Source organism: Verrucomicrobiaceae bacterium, from assembly GCA_016713035.1.
Taxonomy (GTDB): Bacteria; Verrucomicrobiota; Verrucomicrobiia; order Verrucomicrobiales; family Verrucomicrobiaceae; genus Prosthecobacter.
On record JADJPW010000012.1, the window covers coordinates 26,095 to 45,969 of the forward strand.

Annotated in this window: 17 protein-coding genes and 1 pseudogene; 10 read left to right on the forward strand and 8 right to left on the reverse strand. The window is 58.1% G+C overall.

Annotated elements, in window-relative coordinates; translation table 11 throughout:
* Nucleotides 1-32: 32 nt before the first annotated feature.
* From IPK32_24025 to IPK32_24070, 10 genes are all read left to right on the forward strand, one after another.
* The gene (locus IPK32_24025; GenBank protein ID MBK8094953.1) at nucleotides 33-764 is read left to right on the forward strand and encodes an RNA polymerase subunit sigma-24; all 732 of its coding nucleotides are present in this window, start codon (nucleotides 33-35) and stop codon (nucleotides 762-764) included.
* 139 nt (nucleotides 765-903) lie between these two features.
* A complete protein-coding gene (locus IPK32_24030; protein ID MBK8094954.1) occupies nucleotides 904-2,898 on the forward strand; it encodes a serine/threonine protein kinase in 1,995 nt (664 codons plus the stop codon).
* A 16-nt stretch (nucleotides 2,899-2,914) separates the two neighbouring features.
* Complete coding sequence (locus IPK32_24035; protein MBK8094955.1) at nucleotides 2,915-6,997, forward strand: SUMF1/EgtB/PvdO family nonheme iron enzyme; 4,083 nt, start codon at nucleotides 2,915-2,917, stop codon at nucleotides 6,995-6,997.
* 278 nt (nucleotides 6,998-7,275) lie between these two features.
* Nucleotides 7,276-7,728 (forward strand): hypothetical protein, encoded by a 453-nt coding sequence (locus IPK32_24040; GenBank protein ID MBK8094956.1) that lies wholly within the window; start codon nucleotides 7,276-7,278, stop codon nucleotides 7,726-7,728.
* A gap of 86 nt (nucleotides 7,729-7,814) precedes the next feature.
* On the forward strand, nucleotides 7,815-8,777 hold the full coding sequence (locus tag IPK32_24045) for a hypothetical protein (protein ID MBK8094957.1): 963 nt from the start codon (nucleotides 7,815-7,817) through the stop codon (nucleotides 8,775-8,777).
* A gap of 89 nt (nucleotides 8,778-8,866) precedes the next feature.
* A complete protein-coding gene (locus tag IPK32_24050) occupies nucleotides 8,867-9,301 on the forward strand; it encodes a hypothetical protein (protein MBK8094958.1) in 435 nt (144 codons plus the stop codon).
* Nucleotides 9,298-9,582 (forward strand): hypothetical protein, encoded by a 285-nt coding sequence (locus IPK32_24055; GenBank protein MBK8094959.1) that lies wholly within the window; start codon nucleotides 9,298-9,300, stop codon nucleotides 9,580-9,582. Before IPK32_24050 ends, IPK32_24055 begins: the two co-directional genes overlap by 4 nt.
* Before the next feature lie 116 nt (nucleotides 9,583-9,698).
* On the forward strand, nucleotides 9,699-11,477 hold the full coding sequence (locus tag IPK32_24060) for a hypothetical protein (protein ID MBK8094960.1): 1,779 nt from the start codon (nucleotides 9,699-9,701) through the stop codon (nucleotides 11,475-11,477).
* Nucleotides 11,478-11,710: 233 nt separating this feature from the next.
* Nucleotides 11,711-12,376: a hypothetical protein gene (locus IPK32_24065; GenBank protein MBK8094961.1), complete on the forward strand. Its 666-nt coding sequence runs from the start codon at nucleotides 11,711-11,713 to the stop codon at nucleotides 12,374-12,376.
* Between the two features lie 79 nt (nucleotides 12,377-12,455).
* Nucleotides 12,456-12,821 carry a hypothetical protein gene (locus IPK32_24070; GenBank protein MBK8094962.1) on the forward strand — a complete coding sequence of 122 codons (366 nt, stop codon included), beginning with the start codon at nucleotides 12,456-12,458 and terminating at the stop codon, nucleotides 12,819-12,821.
* Nucleotides 12,822-12,860: 39 nt separating this feature from the next.
* On the opposite strand, the gene sufD is transcribed toward IPK32_24070, so the two are convergent.
* From sufD to sufC, 8 genes and pseudogenes are all read right to left on the reverse strand, one after another.
* Entirely contained in the window at nucleotides 12,861-14,159 is a 1,299-nt protein-coding gene (gene sufD, locus IPK32_24075; protein MBK8094963.1) for a Fe-S cluster assembly protein SufD, read from the reverse strand.
* Between the two features lie 3 nt (nucleotides 14,160-14,162).
* Nucleotides 14,163-15,035, reverse strand: a complete 873-nt coding sequence (locus IPK32_24080; protein MBK8094964.1) for a hypothetical protein — start codon at nucleotides 15,033-15,035, stop codon at nucleotides 14,163-14,165.
* Nucleotides 15,032-16,046, reverse strand: a pseudogene (locus tag IPK32_24085) (virulence RhuM family protein). Before IPK32_24085 ends, IPK32_24080 begins: the two are co-directional and overlap by 4 nt.
* Nucleotides 16,043-16,795, reverse strand: coding sequence for a hypothetical protein (locus IPK32_24090; GenBank protein MBK8094965.1), 753 nt, complete (start codon nucleotides 16,793-16,795; stop codon nucleotides 16,043-16,045). The pseudogene IPK32_24085 and the gene IPK32_24090 overlap by 4 nt, the downstream one beginning before the upstream one ends.
* Before the next feature lie 34 nt (nucleotides 16,796-16,829).
* Nucleotides 16,830-18,278 carry a Fe-S cluster assembly protein SufB gene (sufB, locus tag IPK32_24095; protein MBK8094966.1) on the reverse strand — a complete coding sequence of 483 codons (1,449 nt, stop codon included), beginning with the start codon at nucleotides 18,276-18,278 and terminating at the stop codon, nucleotides 16,830-16,832.
* A 43-nt stretch (nucleotides 18,279-18,321) separates the two neighbouring features.
* Nucleotides 18,322-18,510, reverse strand: coding sequence for a DUF4177 domain-containing protein (locus tag IPK32_24100; GenBank protein MBK8094967.1), 189 nt, complete (start codon nucleotides 18,508-18,510; stop codon nucleotides 18,322-18,324).
* A 17-nt stretch (nucleotides 18,511-18,527) separates the two neighbouring features.
* Entirely contained in the window at nucleotides 18,528-19,046 is a 519-nt protein-coding gene (locus IPK32_24105; protein MBK8094968.1) for a YcxB family protein, read from the reverse strand.
* Between the two features lie 8 nt (nucleotides 19,047-19,054).
* A complete protein-coding gene (gene sufC / locus IPK32_24110; GenBank protein MBK8094969.1) occupies nucleotides 19,055-19,813 on the reverse strand; it encodes a Fe-S cluster assembly ATPase SufC in 759 nt (252 codons plus the stop codon).
* Nucleotides 19,814-19,875 lie beyond the last annotated feature (62 nt).

Here is a 19,875-nt window from a genome sequence, read left to right on the forward strand (position 1 = left end):
GTCGGGTAGTACTTGGGCAGACCTCACTGATCATGAGCCCGACTCTGCCAAGCCCCTCTTTTCAAGCCACTCGCTGGAGCCTCGTCCGCGCTGCAGCGAGTCATGGTGACTCCAGTGGCGCGAGCCAGGCTCTTGCTGAGATTTGTGAAGTCTGTTGGTATCCAGTCTATGCCTACATCCGCCGCGCCGGGAATAGTGAGCATGATGCACAGGACCTGACGCAGGGCTTCTTTACCAAACTCATCGAGAAAGACATCCTCGCGGCGGCTGATCCATCCCGTGGAAAGCTGCGCAGCTTCTTACTTACTTGCGTGGGAAATTTTCTCCATCATGAGCATGCGCGCAGCATCGCCGCGAAGCGTGATGTGCGCCGCTTGACCAGTTTTGATGCCCAGTCCGCAGAAGAGCGCTACCGCCATGAGCCCGTGGATCGCCTCACCCCTGACCGTCTATATCAAAGGCGGTGGGCGCTGACCCTGCTGGAAAGCACCCTGGAGCTATTGAAGAAAGAATATGACAGCACGGGGAAGGGCACCTTGTTCCATGAGTTGCGACCCTTCCTCGGCTTCGGTTCCGCGGCGACCAGGAGTTACGAGGAGATCGCCACACAGCTCTCCATGCCGTTGGGCACGCTGAAGAACCACATCTTCCGCATGCGCCAACGCTGGCGTGATCTACTTTTCGAGCGGGTCGCCGCCACGCTCGAAGACCCCACCTCCGACAACGTCAAAGCCGAACTCGCGGAGCTGATGGAGTGCCTGTAAATACTCCTACGGAACGAACCTTACATGTTCCGATGCAACTCGTGCTGCATGAACCGGTATTTACTTTGGTACAACCCGAGTCCCTCCCATGAACACGCCTAATGCATCCGATGAACCCATTTTGCCTAAAGCGAGTGATATGAAGAACAGCGCAAGCGATGGCCAGGAGGACACGTCTGAGGACTCCAATGAAACGATCCTGGGCCTAAATCCCGCCGACCTGCTATTGCGCGGCCTACAGTCTGGGAAATCCGCCACGGGTAGCCCCCAGGCTTGGCAGCCACCCACGCCGGAGGAGCTGGCAGCACTGCTGCCACAGTATGAGATCGAGGCCCTGCTCGGACGTGGTGGCATGGGAGCCGTGTATCGCGGCAAACAGATGGCACTGGACCGCGCCGTGGCCATCAAGCTCCTCCCCGCCGAACTCGCCGCTGACACCGAGTTCCTCACGCGTTTTCAGCGCGAGGCACGCACGCTCGCCAAGCTCCAGCACCCTGGCATCGTCGCCGTGCATGATTTCGGCCAGACCAGTGAGGGGCACCTGTTTTTTGTCATGGAGTTTGTGAACGGCACGGATCTCGCCCGGCTCATCCACGGCCCGGGTGTCAATCCAGCACAGGCATTGGAGATCATCGCCCAGGTGTGCGAGGCCCTGCAATACGCCCACAGCCAGGGCGTCATCCACCGCGACATCAAGCCCGCCAACGTGCTCGTCAATCAGGAAGGCCGCGCCAAGCTGGCGGACTTTGGCCTCGCCCGTCCGACCTCCGATGAAACGGCCAGCCTCACGCGTAGCAACGTCGTCATGGGCACGCCCGACTATATCGCCCCTGAGCAGATGTATGGTCACGCCGATCACCGTGCCGACCTCTACTCCCTGGGCATCATGCTCTACGAGATGCTCACCGGCCAGACCCCGCGCGGAGCCTGGGCACCGCCGAGCCAGCGCGTGCAGGTGGACGTGCGGCTGGATCAGGTCGTCATCCGCGCCCTCCAACAAGATCCCGCCATGCGCTACCAGCAGGCCAGCGAGATCAAGACCGACGTCGATGTCATCCGCACCACGCCGTTGCCGAAGGCGGCCAAGGCGAAAGTCAACCTCGCCTCCGCAGCCCCCGGCCAGCGCACCACGCCGCTGCCGAAGGCGAAGAGACCGGCGAACAAGGTGGCATGGGCCGCTGCGATCGTCTTGCCGCTGCTGGCGGTCGCCGGATGGTGGGGGATCATTCGCAACGATCCACCACACTGGCAGCGTATCGAACGCACTGAAGCCGCATGGAAGGCCGACGGCTTCGAAATCAAAGATGGCTGGGTGGATTTCGGCTCATTGAATGTGAACAAGCACACAACTGAGTGGAAAATGTCTGAAGCAGCACATGAGAAGCCAGTGTTGAGAAACATGGCTGTTCGAGTTCGCTTCAAATGGAATGATCAATTGCAGCCGCAGTCCGTCATCAATCTCTTCGTGCGGACAAGCGATGTGAAACATCCCATGGCGACCCTTTGGAGAGATGACGTGAGACTTGTGCTGGCACCGATGAAAAGAACCCTTGGTGACTTCACCCTCAATCCGTCTTTGAAACAGGGGCAGGAAGGCATCTTTGAGGTCGCAGTGATTGAAGATCGTATTCTTGTCCGCGTGGATGGCAAAGTCGCCTATGATGTGGTGCAGGCTGGTTTGTCAGTACAGGGCGGATTTGAAGTTCAGAGTCACAACTGTTGGCTGCGTGACTTTGAATACCTGAAACTCGACGGCATCGCCGACCCGCTGAAGGCGCTGGAGTGGGATGTGTCCGCTAATGCGCCCTCGACGATCCCATGGACACGCATCGAGCGCACTGCTGAAGAATGGGCCAAGACTGGGCAGACCTTAAAGGATGGCTGGGTGCATAACCCGGACAAGAACATCCTCGTTTTTGACCGCCTCTCCGCCGCCAAAGCGACCTCGCAGTTTGTGGTCCGCACAAAGGTGAAATTCCACGAGATCGAGGCCTGCCTGCTTTTCGTGAATCAGACCGCAGGTGGTCACACTTGGCGGAAGATCCAGTTTTACTCCCACAAGCAAACCATCCTCAACGGCGACCACCCTCCAGCAACCACGCAAAGGCATGTGACCAAGGTGGAGCCTCGATGAAGAAGCCTTGGTGGAGATGCTGGTGGCTGGCGACAAGGTGTACACCCGGTTCAATGGCCAGCCCGTGGTTGTCGGCGACTTGAGTCCCATCATCCCCTGGGTGCAATGTCATCTGATGGGAGGCCTGAGCTACAGCCTGCGTGATACCGAATACGCCATCCTCGACGACATCCCCGACCCGCTCAAGGTGCTGGGGTGGGAGGTGCCAGAGGCCACCACGGAGAAGCCCAGCACCGCCACGCCCTCCGATGCTGTGCTCAAGACCAGAAACGATGGTGGCAAACTCAAGTTCTGGGGCAAAACAAGACGCGGAGAAGCCAACCCCGGCGGAGCAGCGGACTTTGATGACTTCGTGCAAGTGTCGGTGGAAGACATCGGATGGGCTGCGAGGAGATCGAGCGTCCAGGAGGTCTGGCTGGCCGCTACTAGCTCTAATCCCCAAGTCAAAGATGTTCCCTTCCCGGTGAAGGGACGGGCCTTGTCTAGGGCCGGTTTAGTAGCGGCTCTCCAGGCACCGGAAGGAGCCTACCGCGACCCGATCTACTTCAATGGAAATGTGACTCACCCGAATGCAACTTCACTTCTCAAAACGAAAAACGCGGTCCTTTGGTTGGGCGCGGATGGCACCATTCTCACGGTCGGTTCTCAGGCGGATAACTGGAAGGGCATCAAGCCTCCGGATAACTTTTTCGCCAAGGCTCATGCTTACACCGCTTCCGAACAAACCTTCATCTCAGCCCGAAATGGAAGCCCTGTGGAAAGTTGGAACTCCGTTACCGGACAGAAACACGAATTCGCCATCTTATCGGACCAAGTGCAAGAGATGGATGCGGCGGCTGATTTTGTGGTAATCCTCACGAAGGACGGGGAAGTCAAACTCTTCATGGATGACGGACGCCCGATGCGCAGCGCCGATCCTCGCGGTGCGAAAGCACCCTCAGGCAAAGGAGGCTTCATCACCGTCCGTGCCGGGCGCGGGATGGCCGCTGCGCAAAAGCCGGATGGCAGTTGGATCGCCTGGGGCGACTCGGAAAAGCTCGCGGCCAAAGTGGCGGAACTCGGTCACGTCATTGACCTCGATTTCGACTATGACGGGAAGCAAAGCGAGCTGATGATTTGGATCGAGCCGGTGGACGGAAGCACGGCGGCGAGTTCCCCCAAAGATGAAGGCTGGCGCGACTTCCTCGCCGAACTCGCCGAGGGTCCGCGCAAGAACGAGCAACTCGGGATTTTCTGGAAGCGTGAGAGCAGTGGCTGGCGGGTCGCCAAATACTTCACCTTCATGATTCCAGACGAAACGGGATGCGACCTCGCCATTCGTGCGACGGGAACCAGCAGCCGGCTGAGTGTCTTTGCCCGCAGCGACTACTCGGGATCGCTCTACGCCAGTGCAGGATTCGCCAAAATCCAGCGCTCGGACGAAGTCCTCAAGCAATTCAAGCTCGGCCAGAACTTTGACGCATCCAAGGGCCATACCGTCGAACTCCGAGCCATCGGAAACACGCTCACTCTACTCATTGATGACAAAGAACTGGGATCGGTGGAGGACGACACCCACCCGGTCGGAGGACAGTTCGGAGTCACCGCTGGGGAAGGCAGCTTCGTCGAGAAGGTGGAATACCGGTTCCTGAATGAACCCGCAAAGACGGGTGCAACCGCACGAGATCCTCAATCCACCGCCGAAGCCAAAAAACGCCTTGTCGAGGCGCGGGCACATCTCAAGGCGGGTGATCTGGCTGAGACGCGGAAGCTAGCGGAGTCGGCGCTCACCACCGCACCGGGTGATCTGACCACGCAGGCGGAGGTGGCGCTGATCCTGGCCGAGTCGCAGGCACCCGAGCGGGCAGCGGCGCTGGCGCAGGAGTTTGTCACGCAGGCCGAGGCAGAGCATTCGCAGTTTGCTGCCATCACCGAGCTGCGGGTGAAGCTCACGCCGACGCTCAAGCAATACGACCAGCACCTGCGCACGGCGGCGGAACTGGTCAGCAAAGGCGATGACGCGGGTGAAATCCGCGAACTCAAAGCCGCGCTCACCCTCGTGCCGGATGGCAAGCAGGCCGCCGAGAAGCTGACCGCGAGCCCGCTCCATGTCGGTCGTGCCTTGCCGGGCCGCAAATTCTCCAACGAACTCGGCCACACCTTCGTCCCCGTCGCCGGCCTGCCCAACGTCCTCTTCAGCATCTGGGAGACGCGGGTGAAGGATTTTGAAGCCTTCGTGAAGGAGACCGGCTACGACATGAGCGAGCAACGCAACAGCAACCCATCGCTCACATGGAAAAAACTCGGCTTTGAGCAGACAGGTGATCATCCCGTCGTGATGGTCGCTCGCTACGACGCGGAAGCCTTCTGCCGTTGGCTCACCGACAAAGAGCGCGCCGCCAACCGCCTGTTGCCCGGCCAAGTCTATCGCCTGCCCACCGACCGTGAATGGAGCGCCGCGATGGGCATCCTCGATGAAAAGGGCGACTTCTCCGTCGGCCGCCAATTCCCGACTGATGTCTTCCCCTGGCCGAAAGACACCCAGCCGAAGCACAACGCAGAAAACTGTTTCTGGAAGAACGACGACTTCCCGAATACTGCCCCGGCCGGCAGCGGCCTCGCCAATCGCTTCGGGCTTTATGACATGATCGGCAACGTTAAGGAAATTTGCGCCGATCCGTGGGACTTCAGCAGTATTCCGCAAGTTGTTCTGCGTGGAGGATCGTTTCGCCAACCCGAGACGCGCTCCCATCAGCGCGACACCCTTTCGGGCGGATTCCACGGCCATCAAAATCTCGATCGCGCCAAGGTCGATGCCGGCTTTCGCTGCGTGCTTGATCTCAAGTCGGAAGCGATGCGCCTGGTGCAGGCCGATCTCGAAGCAGCCGTGGAGAAGTTCCACCACACGAATAACGAGGGAGGGAAACGAGTGGAATTCACCACCCTCGCCACAGATGAGATGGTGCTGCTGGATATGACCCGATGGGGTTATCCCTCCAGTGAGGCGCTCGTTTTTTTCGCCGAACTGCCTGTCACCCATCTTTTCGTGCATGGCGGTGCGATCAAAAAACCGTTCGATGCCCTCAAAAAGATGCCTCTGCGCGTCCTCTGCGTGGACAATCTCTTCCCGGAGGAAAACTTTCTCGAGACCGTGCGTGGGCTACCCCTGCAATGGTTATTGATTGACCAGAACGAGCAAGGGAAGATGAGCATAGCGAGCCTCGGGCCGCTGGCAGGGATGAAGCTCAAGGGGCTGGACTTGGTGAACTTCAAACACCTCAAAAGCCTTGAGCCGCTGCACAGCATGCCTCTGGAGGAATTGCACCTGCGAGGTTCGACTCCGACGCTCGACCTGAAGCCGCTGCAAGGTGCCCCTTTGGTGCATCTTACCATCCCAAAAGACGCCCCGAGGGAGTGGATGCTGGCGGCGAGCACCCTTTTCCCGACTTTGGCCCGAGGTTTCGATTCCCGCTCCGCACAGTTTCTTGCCCCCGTGAAGGCTGCTCTTGCCAAAGAAGACGACCGCGAGGCTATGCGGCTGCTCGACGAGGATGAAAAGACGTTTGCCAGCCTTCCATGGTGGGCGGGGGAATTTGGCAAGTCGCTGCGCAGTGATTACACCAAGATGCGTGCCACAGTCACCGCAGCCAGTTGGATGCGCCGTGCCCGTGAAGGTGACTTTGCCGAAATCACCCGCGACGCCAAGATCTTCAACGGCCACGCCTACCTTCTCGTGCGCGGGGCGATCACCCTTGACGATGGCCAGCGCGCCGCACAGGCGCTCGGCGGGCATCTCGTCACGATCACGAGCAAGGAGGAGAACGACTTTCTCCTGCGGGAATTCATGACAGGGAAGGACGCTCCGCGCGAAATCCTGCTCGGCGCGGAAAAGCGCAATGGCACTGAAGGCGGCTGGCACGGCTGGCATTGGGTGACGGGCGAAGATTGGCCCTACACGTATTGGGCGGATACTGCGGCGGCGGCCAGACCCGAGGCGGGTCAACACGTCGGACTGCACGCCATGGGCAACTCGAGTAGTTGGTGGTATACCACTGGCCCTCGGCAGGCGATCATCATCGAATGGGAAACCCCCACGCCGCAGCCGCTGGGGAAAAAGTGAGTCATGAAACGGAGCTGCGCGTTGAATGAGGCATATTGAGCACGGCGGAAAGTTGACGGTTGTTTACCGTGTGACGGTAGTTGCTGCTAAACAAGGCTGCTCTTCTGTAGAAATCACCGTCACCCGACGGGGTACATCCGGGAGCTTCAGCAAGCGCGAAAAACTTTTTTCAGGCGCTTTGCAACCCGCGGAACGGCAGCCGGTAGCAGGGAGACAGAAGGGCGTTCCGCCACGGTGACGGCCCGGTCTTCAGCCTCCCTCAAACATCCGCCAAGCTCATGAACTCATCCGCCAATGTCTCTGAACCGCAGCAGCATCCCATCGCCCAAGGGATGCATTTTTTTGCCATGTTGGGCGCTGTCGCAGGCCTTTGTCAGCACGGTTTCCAGGCAGGCGTGCTCGTCGCCTACGCCTTGCCTGCCGCCGTGGTCGGTCTGGTGCTGTGTGGGATCATTCACCTCGCCTCGGCGGATCAGGAACTCTCCGCAGCTCGGATCGCGAACTATCAGGTCGTAATCATGGGCAAGGCGATGATGCTCTTCGCCTTTTACTGGCTGTTCCGCTGGACGTTACCCGGACTGTTGCCGGAGTCTCTGCAAACCCAAACTTGGGCGCAAATCCTACCTGTCTGCCTCAGCGGCGGTGCCCTGTTTGCGCTGCCTTCAGCATTGACGGCGCGGCTGGCTGCACACGCCGGAGCCACCCCGGCCCAGAACCCATCCGAGGCCTGATTCTTTGACGACGATCAAAGACTGCCCGCGCAAACCAGCCACCCAATGGCCCCTCCTGCCCGCAACCTTCTACCACGCCCAACATCATGAAAGCCAACGCCCTTTTTCACCTCATCTGCCTGCTCGCGATCAGCCATGTCGCACTGCCTGTTCCTTGTCACGCAGACACCAAGAAGAAAACCAAAACGCCGCCTGCCCCGAAGTATGCGACCCAGCGGGCCGCGTTTGCCGCCAAGCTGCCTGAGTTCAATGCAGCCTGGCAAAAAGCGATTGGAGAAGCAGGAAGCCCTGACGTCTTCCTCGCCCTTGCCTCTCATCCGCAGAACAAAAAGAAGTCGGAAGTGAAATTTAAGGACAACGAATTCCCCATGTCTTTCAGCGGCTTCGGTATGGACCCCTCTGAATGGGATCCTTCTGCATGGGATGCTTATGTGAAGGACGCTATCAAAGACTACCTGAAGACTCATGGGGATGAAAAAACACCCGTCGAGGTTTTTCCTGGCACCCGCGTGTCATTGAGCATGTCCGTGGGTTTCGACGTGCCTGAAAACGCGCCTGCCGGGGACAAGCCGGTCGCCGTCTTTGCCAATCCCAGGGTCAAGCCGCTACTCCCCTACACCTGGGCCAAAACCAGCGAGGGATGGTTTCGCGGCAACGATGGCAAGCCAATGAATGTGATGAGCTTCCGCTATACTGTGCAAGTGCCGGATGACGCCGAACCTGGTGACCTGCCCGTCACGATCGGCGGCACAGCGAAAGGCCCGAAAGACGAGTTTGAGGTCGATAACAAATACACCTTCCGAGTGAAGAAGCCCGTACCGGTGAGCCGCGAGACACTGATGGCCCTGTGGGCCAATGGAGTGAACACGCTGCAAAAAGCCAAAAACGACAAGGCAGCGACTCCAGACATCATCAAGAAGATTCCCGAGCTGCTGACCGCGCTGCGCACCCAGTTGGAAAAGATCACCGCCCGTCCCGAGAACACGGCAAACGCGGAATTGGTCAAACTCATGTTCGAGGACGCTGCCACCAAGGCACTCCAAGAATAGTCGAACCAACAACCTCATCACCCATCAAGAAGGGCTCACTGCCACCGTGGCGATCCATTCAGACAACACCAACAAGACTCACCTCCACCATGAGCACCACATCCGCCAACGCATTCCAATACAGTCAGCTTCCCAGTGGCCGCATCTTTCAGACAGGATGGGTGATCTTTTGCATCCAGGCGATTCTCACCATGGTCTGGTTGCAGCTTGCCCTTGGGCTGCACTTTCCAGGTTCCATGATTGTCATCCTGCCTTTCATTTTACTGATGAATTTGTTCGGCCGCCACAACCGTATTGGATGGGCACGAGCTCTGACAGTCGCGGCGCTGCTGATCGAGTCGTTGTCTGCCTTTGGACATGTGTGGCTGCTGCTGCACGGATCTGCCGATGTCCCTGCCGAGCACGCGCACATCATTCCGAAAGCGGCATCCTTTGGTCTTGCTTGGGATCTACTGGTCATCCTACTGCTAGCCTTCAGTTGGAGAGCCGCGAGGGCCATTGATGCCGGGGCGGGCAAGTCATGAAACACCCACCCTCTTCCATCCTGAAATCATCACTCATCCGAGTGCTTTGCACCCTCCTGACCGCTGCCCTAGGAGTCTCATGCCAAAACAAGGTGAACGCCCCACAGGCTGCCGCCCAGCACAGCCCACGCCCTGTGCCAACACAGGAAACACAAGCGGATCATGAGCATTTTGAAGGCCAGTTGACCGATGCCATGCGGACGCTCGTGCCCGGCTACAACAACCAGCCGATCACCTACACCACTCCCCATGGCCGGAGAACCTTCACACCCAAAAAATAGCAAATTTGCAACCGGTAGCGCCGAAACCGGTAGCACAGAAACAGATGGCCCATGGCCACCCCAGCAGCCCGATCATTCCCAATTAGCAAGATCAACATCACATCTAAAAACTAGACATGAAGCATCTATACCCATCCTCACATTCCGGCGAATGCTTGAGCTTACAGTTCATCTACTTCATCGCGCTGTTGTTTTGCAGCAGTTGCAGCAAGGCACAGAACGTCCCGACTGCTGAAACACCCATTCACGAACTTAATACAAGCATCAGTGGCCAATGGCTGGAGCTAGAAGAGCCTTTTGATACTTTGACCTTGAGTCCAGACGGCACCTATCAACGCTCTGGGAAGAATGCCGAAAAAGGAAGTTATGTCGTCACAGACGATCAAATCGAGTGGCGAGCACCGAAAAACGTATGGAAGAACAAATACATTCTGCGTGGTGACATGCTGGTTACCATCCATGAAGAGCTACCAGGGCAAATGCAGCGCCGGTTCAAACACCGGAGACTGATCAATGGTTTGGAAGCATCCGCCGCCACCTATGAGCAGGCACCATCCTTGGCGGAGATGTCTGCTGGGATCATTGTGTCTGGGACTTTGAAAGCCGAACGCAAATCCTTCTCCTCTTTCACCCAGAGTGGCACCTACATGGATTGGGAACTGGATCTGGTCCTGACAAACGGTACTACGCATGATCTGGTCTTGGGAAACACATTAGCCGTAGCTCAAATCTCCACGGATGGTCTGCCCACAGGTTATTTGCGAATTTGCGGGCCACATCCTGTACCGACAAATCTGAAGTCGCCCGAAAGCCCACATAGCACCTATTTTCTTGATGATTTCGATTCCACGGATGGTGGTCGTTCAATCTATATTGAGGGTGCCCGATTCCAATTTAACGGCAAGGGCCAACACCCAGCCCACTCTGGATTCGGCGTTCTCCAAGGGAAATCAAAAAAGGCTCTTTTAGAGTCCATATCCCCAAATGTCTGGCTCAAGCAAGGAGCCATTGCGGACATGCGCGTGGTCTTGCCAGATCTCGTCGTCCGCCTATCACACGACAAGCACGCGGTCTTTCATCTGCTGGCCAGCTTTAAAAAAGTAACTGGTGATGAGGAAAAGTCGGAGTGGCAGGTGCAAAGCCAGGAACTGTTTTCCTCCGATCCCGTTGAGCTAGAAAAGATGGTAACAACCGCGGATGGGGCAGGTTTTCGCAAAATACTAGCCATGAATTGGCTCATCGCATCCGATCCAGAAAATGCAGGCAAAAAACTAGCGGCGGCAACAGCACACATCAATCAAGGGACCGCTCTGGCGCTTGCGCTGCGTTGCTGCGCAGCTTGGAAGCTCTCCGGGTTTGAAACACAAGCGCTCAAACTCGAAGAGGCGGAGGACACGCCCATCGGCATCGCCGCAGCCGCCGGGCACTATTTGGAAGAGATGAAAACACCCCGACGTTGGACCAAAATTTCCACTGGCACCGCCGCCAATCAAGGGCCTGGAGACGCCAACCCCAGCCTCGGCACCAACCGATGGGTAGGCCTCAAAATCGACCTCACAAAGGGCATCACCATCCGAAGATTCAAAGCTGGCTTATCTGGGCCGGCATCAGATGAGGTCATGGTCCTGCATAAGGACGACAATGGACGGCCTGGGATCAAGATTGCGGACCTCGCTGGCGCGGGTGGCGAAGGACGGTGCAAGCTCGCCTTGGAGAAAGGTGTGTATTGGCTGGTGGTCAGTCGTCCGGCCAACAATGACAGGTTGGGAGCTTGGTGGCCGTTAGCTCCCAGCGGCACACCTTTCAGCAGCTATGCCACTTCTGACAATGGAGGCGCCACATGGCAGACCGGGACGAGCGGTAAGACCTGCGAATGCGAGTTATGGCACGAGTGAGAACGCCAAGATGTTAGTCCCGAACCAGTCAATCACCTACACCAGCCGACAGTGCTAGAGAGCCTTCCCGTCCAAAAATAACGGAATTTTGGTAAAGCATCCAAAACTTCCGGCTCTGGATTTGCAACCCAGCCACCCGGAAACCGGTAGCACAGAGACAGATGGTCCATGGCCACCCCAGCAGCCCGATCACTCCCAACTAGCAAGATCAACATCACATCCAAGACCCAGCTATGAAAACCAACATCCCGCATCTCCTCATCACCCTGTTCCTGGGAGCAATGCTGTCCTCCTGCGTTAACATCAAGCCGCTCGCAACTCTGCTGCCGCCAGCATCCAAGCCGCATGTAGCAGTCGTCCCCAGCGAAGCGACTTATAAAGAACGTGGCATCAGCTACACTGACGCCGGTCTCCAGGCGGGCAACATGTACGGTCCCCTCGGCATGCTGGTGGGCGCTACCATGCGCAGCGTGACATTGAGCCACAACGCGGCCTTTTCCAAGATCTGGGTCAAGAGCGGCAAAAACGCCTCGAACATCATCCTGAATGAGTTTCAGCAAGAGTTGGCCCGCAACGGCTACATCCTGGACCCAGCATCACCCAACAAGCTGAAGATCGCACCCGGCGGCGGCATGACCACCTGTGATCGCCCGAATGCCCGTGCCAGCAAGAAGAACTACTTCGCGCATTGCATGCTCCGCGTTTCTGCAACGACACCCGCAGGGACGATCTACTACCCCCCGTTCATGCTCACCTGCACCAGCAAGACGGCGTTCACCTTTGAGACCGTGACCGTCGAATCCTACGAAGCCGCGCTGCGTGAGGCCGCCAGTCAGGCGGCAAGGAATGTCATCCAAGGCCTCAAACCCGCTCCAGCAGCCGCAGCAACCGCAAACTGACAGATCTCTCCGCCGCCCAGCAATGTGATAAGAATTTCCTGAACTGGTCGAAATTTTAAGCCTTACCAAGCTCCATTCTATGAACACACAGACGTTCCCCGCACTCCTTGGCCTCCTTTTCCTCGCCTCCTGCAATGGTGGCGGCAGCCGCTCGAATGGCCTCCCCTCATCCACGAAGGTCACTCGCGATGGCAGCGGCAGGATCACCGTCACTGGGCGTGACACGGCCTCCGTTCTGCTTGGGGCCGAAATGGCCGCTCGCGGTCAGGACTCTCCCTCCCCTATCGTTACCACTCCAGCGCCAACCAGGCGTAAAACCCAAGCTGATCTGGAGGCAGAAAAGGAAATGCGGCGTAAGATAAAAAACAACCAGTTCATCCCAGGCTATCAAGGTGGCCCATTGAAATACTCCACCGGCAACGGCCTGAAATCCTTCGTGCCGTGATGGAGCCACTTGAGGCATGGACTGAGCTGTGCCAAAGCTTTACACCGCCCGCTCCAGTTTCTCGTCGATGCGGGCGACGAGGGTGTCGAGGAGTTCGCTGTTGCCGAAACGCTCCACCACGCCAGCGAGGAAGCCTTCGATGATGAGCTTGCGGCTTTCGCTGTCGCTGATGCCGCGGGCTTTGAGGTAGAAGAGTTCTTCGTCGCTGATGGGGCCGCTGGTGGCTCCGTGGCTGCATTTGACCTGATCGGCGTTGATTTCGAGGCCGGGGAGGCTGGTGGCTTCGGCTTCGTTGCTGTTGAGCAAGTTGCGGCAGGTCTGGTAGGCGTCGGTGTAGTGGGCGCCTTCATCGACGATGATGAGGCCGCTGAAAATGCTGCGGGACTGGCCGTAGAGGGCGTTTTTGTAGAGCAGGTCGCTCGTCGCGTGCGGGGCTTTGTGGCGCTGAAGTGTGCGCTGATCGACGATTTGCTCGCCGATGGGCAAGCTGACGCTGAGCATGTCGCTGCGGGCACCCTGGCCGACGAGGTCGCTCACGCTCTCGCTGCGGCTAAAGGCGGCACCGAGCTGCACCTGGAAGCTCTTCACGCTGGCATCGCGTCCGGCGGTGATGCTGGAGAGATGCAGCGCCTGGGCGTCATCGGCCAGTTCCTGGCAGGCCGCATAAGTGATTTTGCTGCCGCTGCCGCCGACGAGATCGGCGATGGCGATGCTGAGGCCGCCTTCCCCTTCGAGACTGCGATAATGATCGACGACGCTGACCTCGGCGTGGTCGCCCGTGACGATCAGCGTGTGCGGAAAGATGGCCGCGTGGTCGCCGACGACCCAGTGGAAGATTTCGACCGGCTTTTCGATGACGACGTTCTTCGGCACGATGATGACGGTGCCTGCTTTGACATGCGCCAGATGCAGCGCGGCGAATTTGTTCGAGCCGAGTGCTTGTTCACCCTTCATGAAATGCTGCTGCAGGGCTGCTTCGTGGGATTTGAGGGCCTCCTCGAAGCTCACGCAGACCACACCGGCGGGAAGACCGCTCGTGTCGGACTCGACGAGCGTATCGTTCACGAAGACAAAGCGTGCGGCGCGTTCCTTGAGGCCCTCGGTGGCTGCGAGCGCGGCTTTGGACTGCTCGGCAGTCGGAGCCTTGGCCGGAGCGTGGTCGGCGAGCTCGATCTTCTTCGCGTTCGAGTAGCGCCAGTTTTCGTCCTTGAGGCCCGGAAGCGGCAGGGACTGGAATTCTGTCCATGCGGCGTTGGAACGGGAAGTGAACCAGCTTGGCGTGGAGTTGCTGCGAGACGGAGAGAGGGCGAGAAGGCCGGTGGAGGTGTCGGATGTCATGATTCAGAGAAGAGACGAAGTCTTTGGACTGCGGCAGCCTGCTGCCGCTTTGGGGTAGGCAGCCCTGCTGCCGCCGATGGGTGAAAGGTGAACGAATAGGCGACTCGTTCTCGCCAGCAGGCTGGCATGTTGCGGAACCTTGGTGGCAAGTTTCGTGCCCTTTAGCCAGGCCTCGGCGAGCGCAGGATGGCCGCTGAGGTGACCAGCGGCGCGGTAGTCGGAACTGCGCAGCGCATAGGAGTGCACGGCGCGTTCTTTGACGACGCATTGAGCATCCGCATGCATGAACCAGACCTCGTTGCCGTCATTCCAGATGAAGCCGGTGTGATGATCGAGCCCCACGACATACAAACCGGTGCCTCGCTCACGAATTCGCTGCACGAACTGCTCCACAGGCATGCTGTGGCCTTTCACCAGCGCATCCTGGCCGATCAGCGTCTGGATGATGTGCAACGACGCCTGCTGTCCGAGCCGCGCACGCTCGACCTGCAAGCCGGCGTGTAACAGCAACGTGGAGACATAGTAGCCGCAGGCGATCTTGCCCTGGCCCGGCACTTGTGTGATGCCGTTGAAGTCCCAAGGCGTGCCTTTCCACCATGGCGCGAGATGTTTGGCAATGCCGTTCGAGAGAGCGACATGGGCCTCCTGGAGCACTTTTTGCCGTTCGGACGCATTGGCGGCAGTTTGCAGCCGTTTCGCGAGGTTTTGACGATCCGACTCGATTTTGGCGCGAGCCGCCTCGTAGCTCGCATCCGGCGGTGGCGGCTCTTTTTCGACCAAGGGCAGCGAAACACGTCCGGTGACGCCCAACCACGCCAAAACGGCCACGCTCGCAACGAGCGCGGTGCCGAGAAGGATGGAGGATGAGCGGGTCATGGACGTTTTTTTCGGGCCTTGGGCAGTTGTTTGACGAGGCGGTCAAAGTCGGACTCGAACTCGCGATCCTGGTGGACTCGAAACTCGGCATATTCCTTCTCCGCGAGCGCCAGGGCCACGGCATGGGAGACGCGGCCTTTGTCCTGGAGGATTTCCTGCTCGTTGAACTGGAGGAAGGCGTCGAGCTTGGTGATCCAGTCCGTCATGCGCATGGCGCGGCCACGACTGGCCTGGAACTCGGCGTGGTCGAGGTATATCCACAATGTGGTTGAGTGCCTTGAGTTCGTCCGGCTGGAGGTAGTTTTTGGCGATGCCGACGTCCGATTTGAGGATTTTGCCCTTGGGAGCACGCCGCCACGTGGTGAGGCCCATGGCGGGAAGTTTTTTGTCCGCGCGCTCGGCGATGATCTCTGCTGCCGTGAGGCCCGTGATGGCGAAATGGAGCTTGTTCTGCACCGTGGCGAAAAACTGCTCCGCAGCGGCGGTTTGCAGCGAGTAATCGAGCGCGGTGGCGAAGATGTCGGTGATCTTTTGATAAGCGAGTCGCTCGCTGGCGCGGATTTCCCGCACCTCCTCCAAAAGCTCGTCGAAGTAGCGTGTGTCGAATCGGGTGCCGCTCTTGAACCGCTCCTTGTCGATGGCAAAGCCTTTGAGGATGTAGCTTTTGAGCCGGTCTGTGGCCCAAGTGCGAAACTGCGTCGCCCGGGCGCTCTGCACCCGGTAGCCGACGGCAATGATGGCTTCGAGGCTGTAGAGCTTGGTGCGGTATTTTTTCCCGTCTGCGGCAGTTACCGAGGATTCCTCGGTAACTGAAACTTCGTCGAGTTCCCGCTCCGCAAAGATGTTTCGCAGGTGAAGCGAAATGTTGTCCGTAGAGCACTCATAAAGCTCCGCGATGAGCTTTTGAGTCAGCCAGACATTTTCATTCTCAAACCGCACCTCCACACGAGTCCGGCCATCTTCTGTTTCGAAGATGGTGATCTCGGGCTGTGGCTGATGGGAAGGATTCACGACACACCTCCTTCCCGAAGCATCTGTGCACCACAAGAAGGGCAGTTCCCGGTGGCTAGAACGACTTTCAGCAAAGATGCCTGACTCTGAACCGCTTGGCACCGCGGACAGGCCAAACCTTCGGTTTTCACTTTGTTTGACGTCATCAGTATGCCCACGACAAGAATCACTCCGAGTGTGATAAGGAGTTTTGAGTCTGCGGGCTCGTTTCCTCCGGCCTTAAAGTGTTTCCAGGCACTCCAGCATGACAGGACCAAAATCACGGTCAACGGCACCAGCAGGCGCTTGTACATCAGCGCGGACATCGACTTGTATTTTCGCTCGTAGTCAGCACGGGAAGGCAGCGCGGCATCAAGGGCTCGTTCCGGAGTCCTTGGCGTGTTGTCTTCGAGAATCGGCTCTTTACACTGAACGCATTTGCCGGAGGCAATGAGCCATCTGGAGTTCTTAAAACCTCCATTATTTTTGCCGCAGGCCGGACAGTGAATGGCGTTGAGCTTCGGGTCAGCATACAACATGCGGTAGTAACACCAGATCAGTCCGACCAGTCCGATTCCACAGAGCGACCAGAAGAGGAGACGGTCATCAGGACTCACCGGCGGCTTCTCTTTGCTAAACAGTTTGGTGAGTGTGATGAGCGGTGTGGCGAACAAAACCCCGGGCAGGACGATTCTACGTCGCAATACCTTTGCAGCGTCTCTGCGCTGCTGAAGGTATTGCTCGCGGGTGATCGTGGCTCGGCTCGACATTCGTCATTCTGGTTTCGTCATTCCGCGCATGCGGCTAGCCAACGCTGCCTTTCATTTCGAGATCAATGAGTCGCTTCAGCTCCACGCTGTATTCCATCGGGAACTCCTTCACGAGGTCGTTGATGAAGCCGTTGACGGACAAGCTCATGGCTTCGGCTTCGGTGAGGCCGCGTTGCATGAGGTAGAAGATTTGGTCGGCGCTGACCTGGCTGACGCTGGCTTCGTGCTGGGTGGCATGCTGGTTGCCGCGGACGCTGATGGCGGGGTAGGTGTCGGTGCGGCTGTTGGGGTTGATGAGCAGGGCGTCGCACTCGGTGTTGTTTTTGCAGCCTTTGAGGTGCTTCGGGATGTGGACGAGGCCGCGATAGGTGGCGCGGCCTTCGCCGATGGAGATGGATTTGCTGATGACGTTGCTGGTGGTCTCGTCGGCGGCGTGGACCATCTTCGCGCCGGTGTCCTGATGCTGGCCGCTGTTCGCCAAAGCGATGCTGATGACTTCACCACGGGCGCGTTTGCCCTTCATGATGACGCCAGGGTATTTCATGGTGAGGCGGCTGCCGATGTTGCAGTCGATCCAGCGCACTTCGGCGTCCTCATGGGCGATGCCGCGCTTGGTGACGAGGTTGAAGACGTTGCTGCTCCAGTTTTGCACGGTGACGTATTGGATCTTCGCGCCTTTCATGGCGACGAGTTCGACGACGGCGCTGTGCAGCGTGGCGGTCTCAAACTTCGGCGCGGTGCAGCCTTCCATGTACATGACCTCGGCGCCTTCATCGGCGATGATGAGCGTGCGCTCGAACTGGCCGAACTGCTCGCTGTTGATGCGGAAGTAGGCTTGGAGCGGATGTTTCACCTTCACGCCGGGCGGGACGTAGATGAAGGAGCCGCCACTGAAGACGGCGCTGTTGAGCGCGGAGAATTTGTTGTCGCCCGTGGGGATGACTTTGCCGAACCACTTCTTGAAGATCTCGGGGTATTTGTGCAGGCCTTCGGTGCTGTTGACGAAGATGACGCCCTGCTCTTCGACGGCGGCTTTGATGTTCGAGTAAGCGGCCTCGCTGTCATACTGCGCCTCGACGCCGGCGAGGAATTTGCGCTCCTGCTCGGGGATGCCGAGGCGGTCGAAGGTCTTCTTCACGTCCTCGGGCACGTCGTCCCAGGAACGCTTCGGCTTCTGGCCGTCGCTGAGGTAGTAGCGGAATTCGTCGAAGTGGATGTTTTCGAGGTCTTTCGTGGCCCAATGCGTGGGCATGGGCTTGTCCTGGAAGACTTTGAGCGCCTTGTGTCGGAACTCGCGGATCCAATCGGGATCGCCCTTCACATCGCTGATGTAATCGACGGTCTTCGACGTGATGCCGAAGCCGGAGTCGAACTTGTTGCGCTCGGGGAAGGTGAAATCGCCGACGCTATCGACGCGGATGTCGGAGATGTCGTTTTCGACGGCCGGTGGGACGTCGAGGGTGGAGTCGGGGGCGGAGACCATGGGGATTTATGATTTTAGATTTTTGATTCCTAATTTGGCCGGGTTAGGCGGCTTTGGGACGTTTGAGTGTGACCATGAGGACTTGAGTGCCTCCATTGTGTTGGCCGTCGATGGGCGTGACGGCCACGAGCTCCCAGCCGTTGGCGCCAGCATCGGCTAGAAAGGTTTTGATCTCCTCCTCGCGGAGGTTCAGCTTATTCAGCATGCCTTCACGGATGCCGAATGTGGCCATGTGATATTCCCAGGTCCTCATGTGAGTTTTGAGTGCTTGGTTTTGGCGGCGAGGAGGTCGAGGAAACGGGTGTAGTCAGCCTCGGAGGTGAATGCGGTCTTGGGGAGCCAGATGAACAGAAGCTTTTGCTGATAAAGCAATACACCTTCTGTGGTGGTGGCAGTCTTATGGAAAGCATTCCAAAAATAAGTGCCGCGGAATGCGATTGAATCGACTCCTAGACCAGTATCCGCGATGCTACATGCGATCTGCGTTCCAAAAAGAGGACTACTTTTGAGATTTGATATAAAGAGAACCTTCTGCAAAAAGAGAACAAGCGGCCAATAGGCAATCAAGAAAATGGTGATGTAAACAAGATAGCCTCTCGCCTCGGGTGAAATTCTGGTAACAACAAATGAAACCATCGATGCGACAACCATCACGAGTAAAATAGCTCGAATCGTACGGTAGATCCAACTCGCTCGCACATGCCAGCGATAACCCGCCAACATGGTTGGCTGGTCGAAAGTCACCTTCGCTGTAATCTCTTCGCTCATCGTTTCAGTTAAGCAGCAGCGGCCAAAGGCTCCTCATGGACCCAGTCGTAGCCGCGTTCTTCGAGTTCGAGGGAGAGCTCTTTGCCGCCGGTTTTGACGATGCGGCCGTCTTTGAGGACGTGGACGATGTCGGGCTGGATGTAATTTAAGAGGCGCTGGTAGTGGGTGATGACGAGGAAGCCGCGGTTCTCGCTGCGCATGGCGTTCACGCCGCGGGAGACGATTTTGAGGGCGTCGATGTCGAGGCCGGAGTCGGTTTCGTCGAGGATGGCGTATTTCGGCTCCAGCATCATGAGCTGGAGGATCTCGTTGCGCTTCTTTTCACCGCCGGAGAAGCCTTCATTGACGCTGCGGCTGGTGAAGCTGCGGTCCATCTCGAGCTGGTCCATGCGGGCGTAGAGCGTTTTGTAAAACTTCACGGCATCGATGTCCTCGCCCTTTGGCAGGCGGGCCTTCAGCGCGGCGCGGAGGAAGTTGGCGTTGCTGACGCCGGGGATCTCATGCGGGTATTGGAAGGCGAGGAAGAGTCCGGCGCGGCTGCGGGCATCGACGGCCAGATCGAGGATGTTTTCGCCATCGAGGAGGACCTCGCCGCGGGTGACTTCGTAGTCTTCGTGGCCGCAGAGGACCTTGCTCAGCGTGCTCTTGCCGCTGCCGTTCGGGCCCATGATGGCGTGGACTTCACCGGGGTTGATGGTGAGGTTCAGGCCTTTGAGGATTTCGCGGCCGGGGATCTGGGCGTGGAGGTTTTTGATCTCTAATGACATGTCGGGGGCTTTTTGGGGGGAAATGATTCCTGATTTTAGATTCCTGAATCCTGATTCGATTT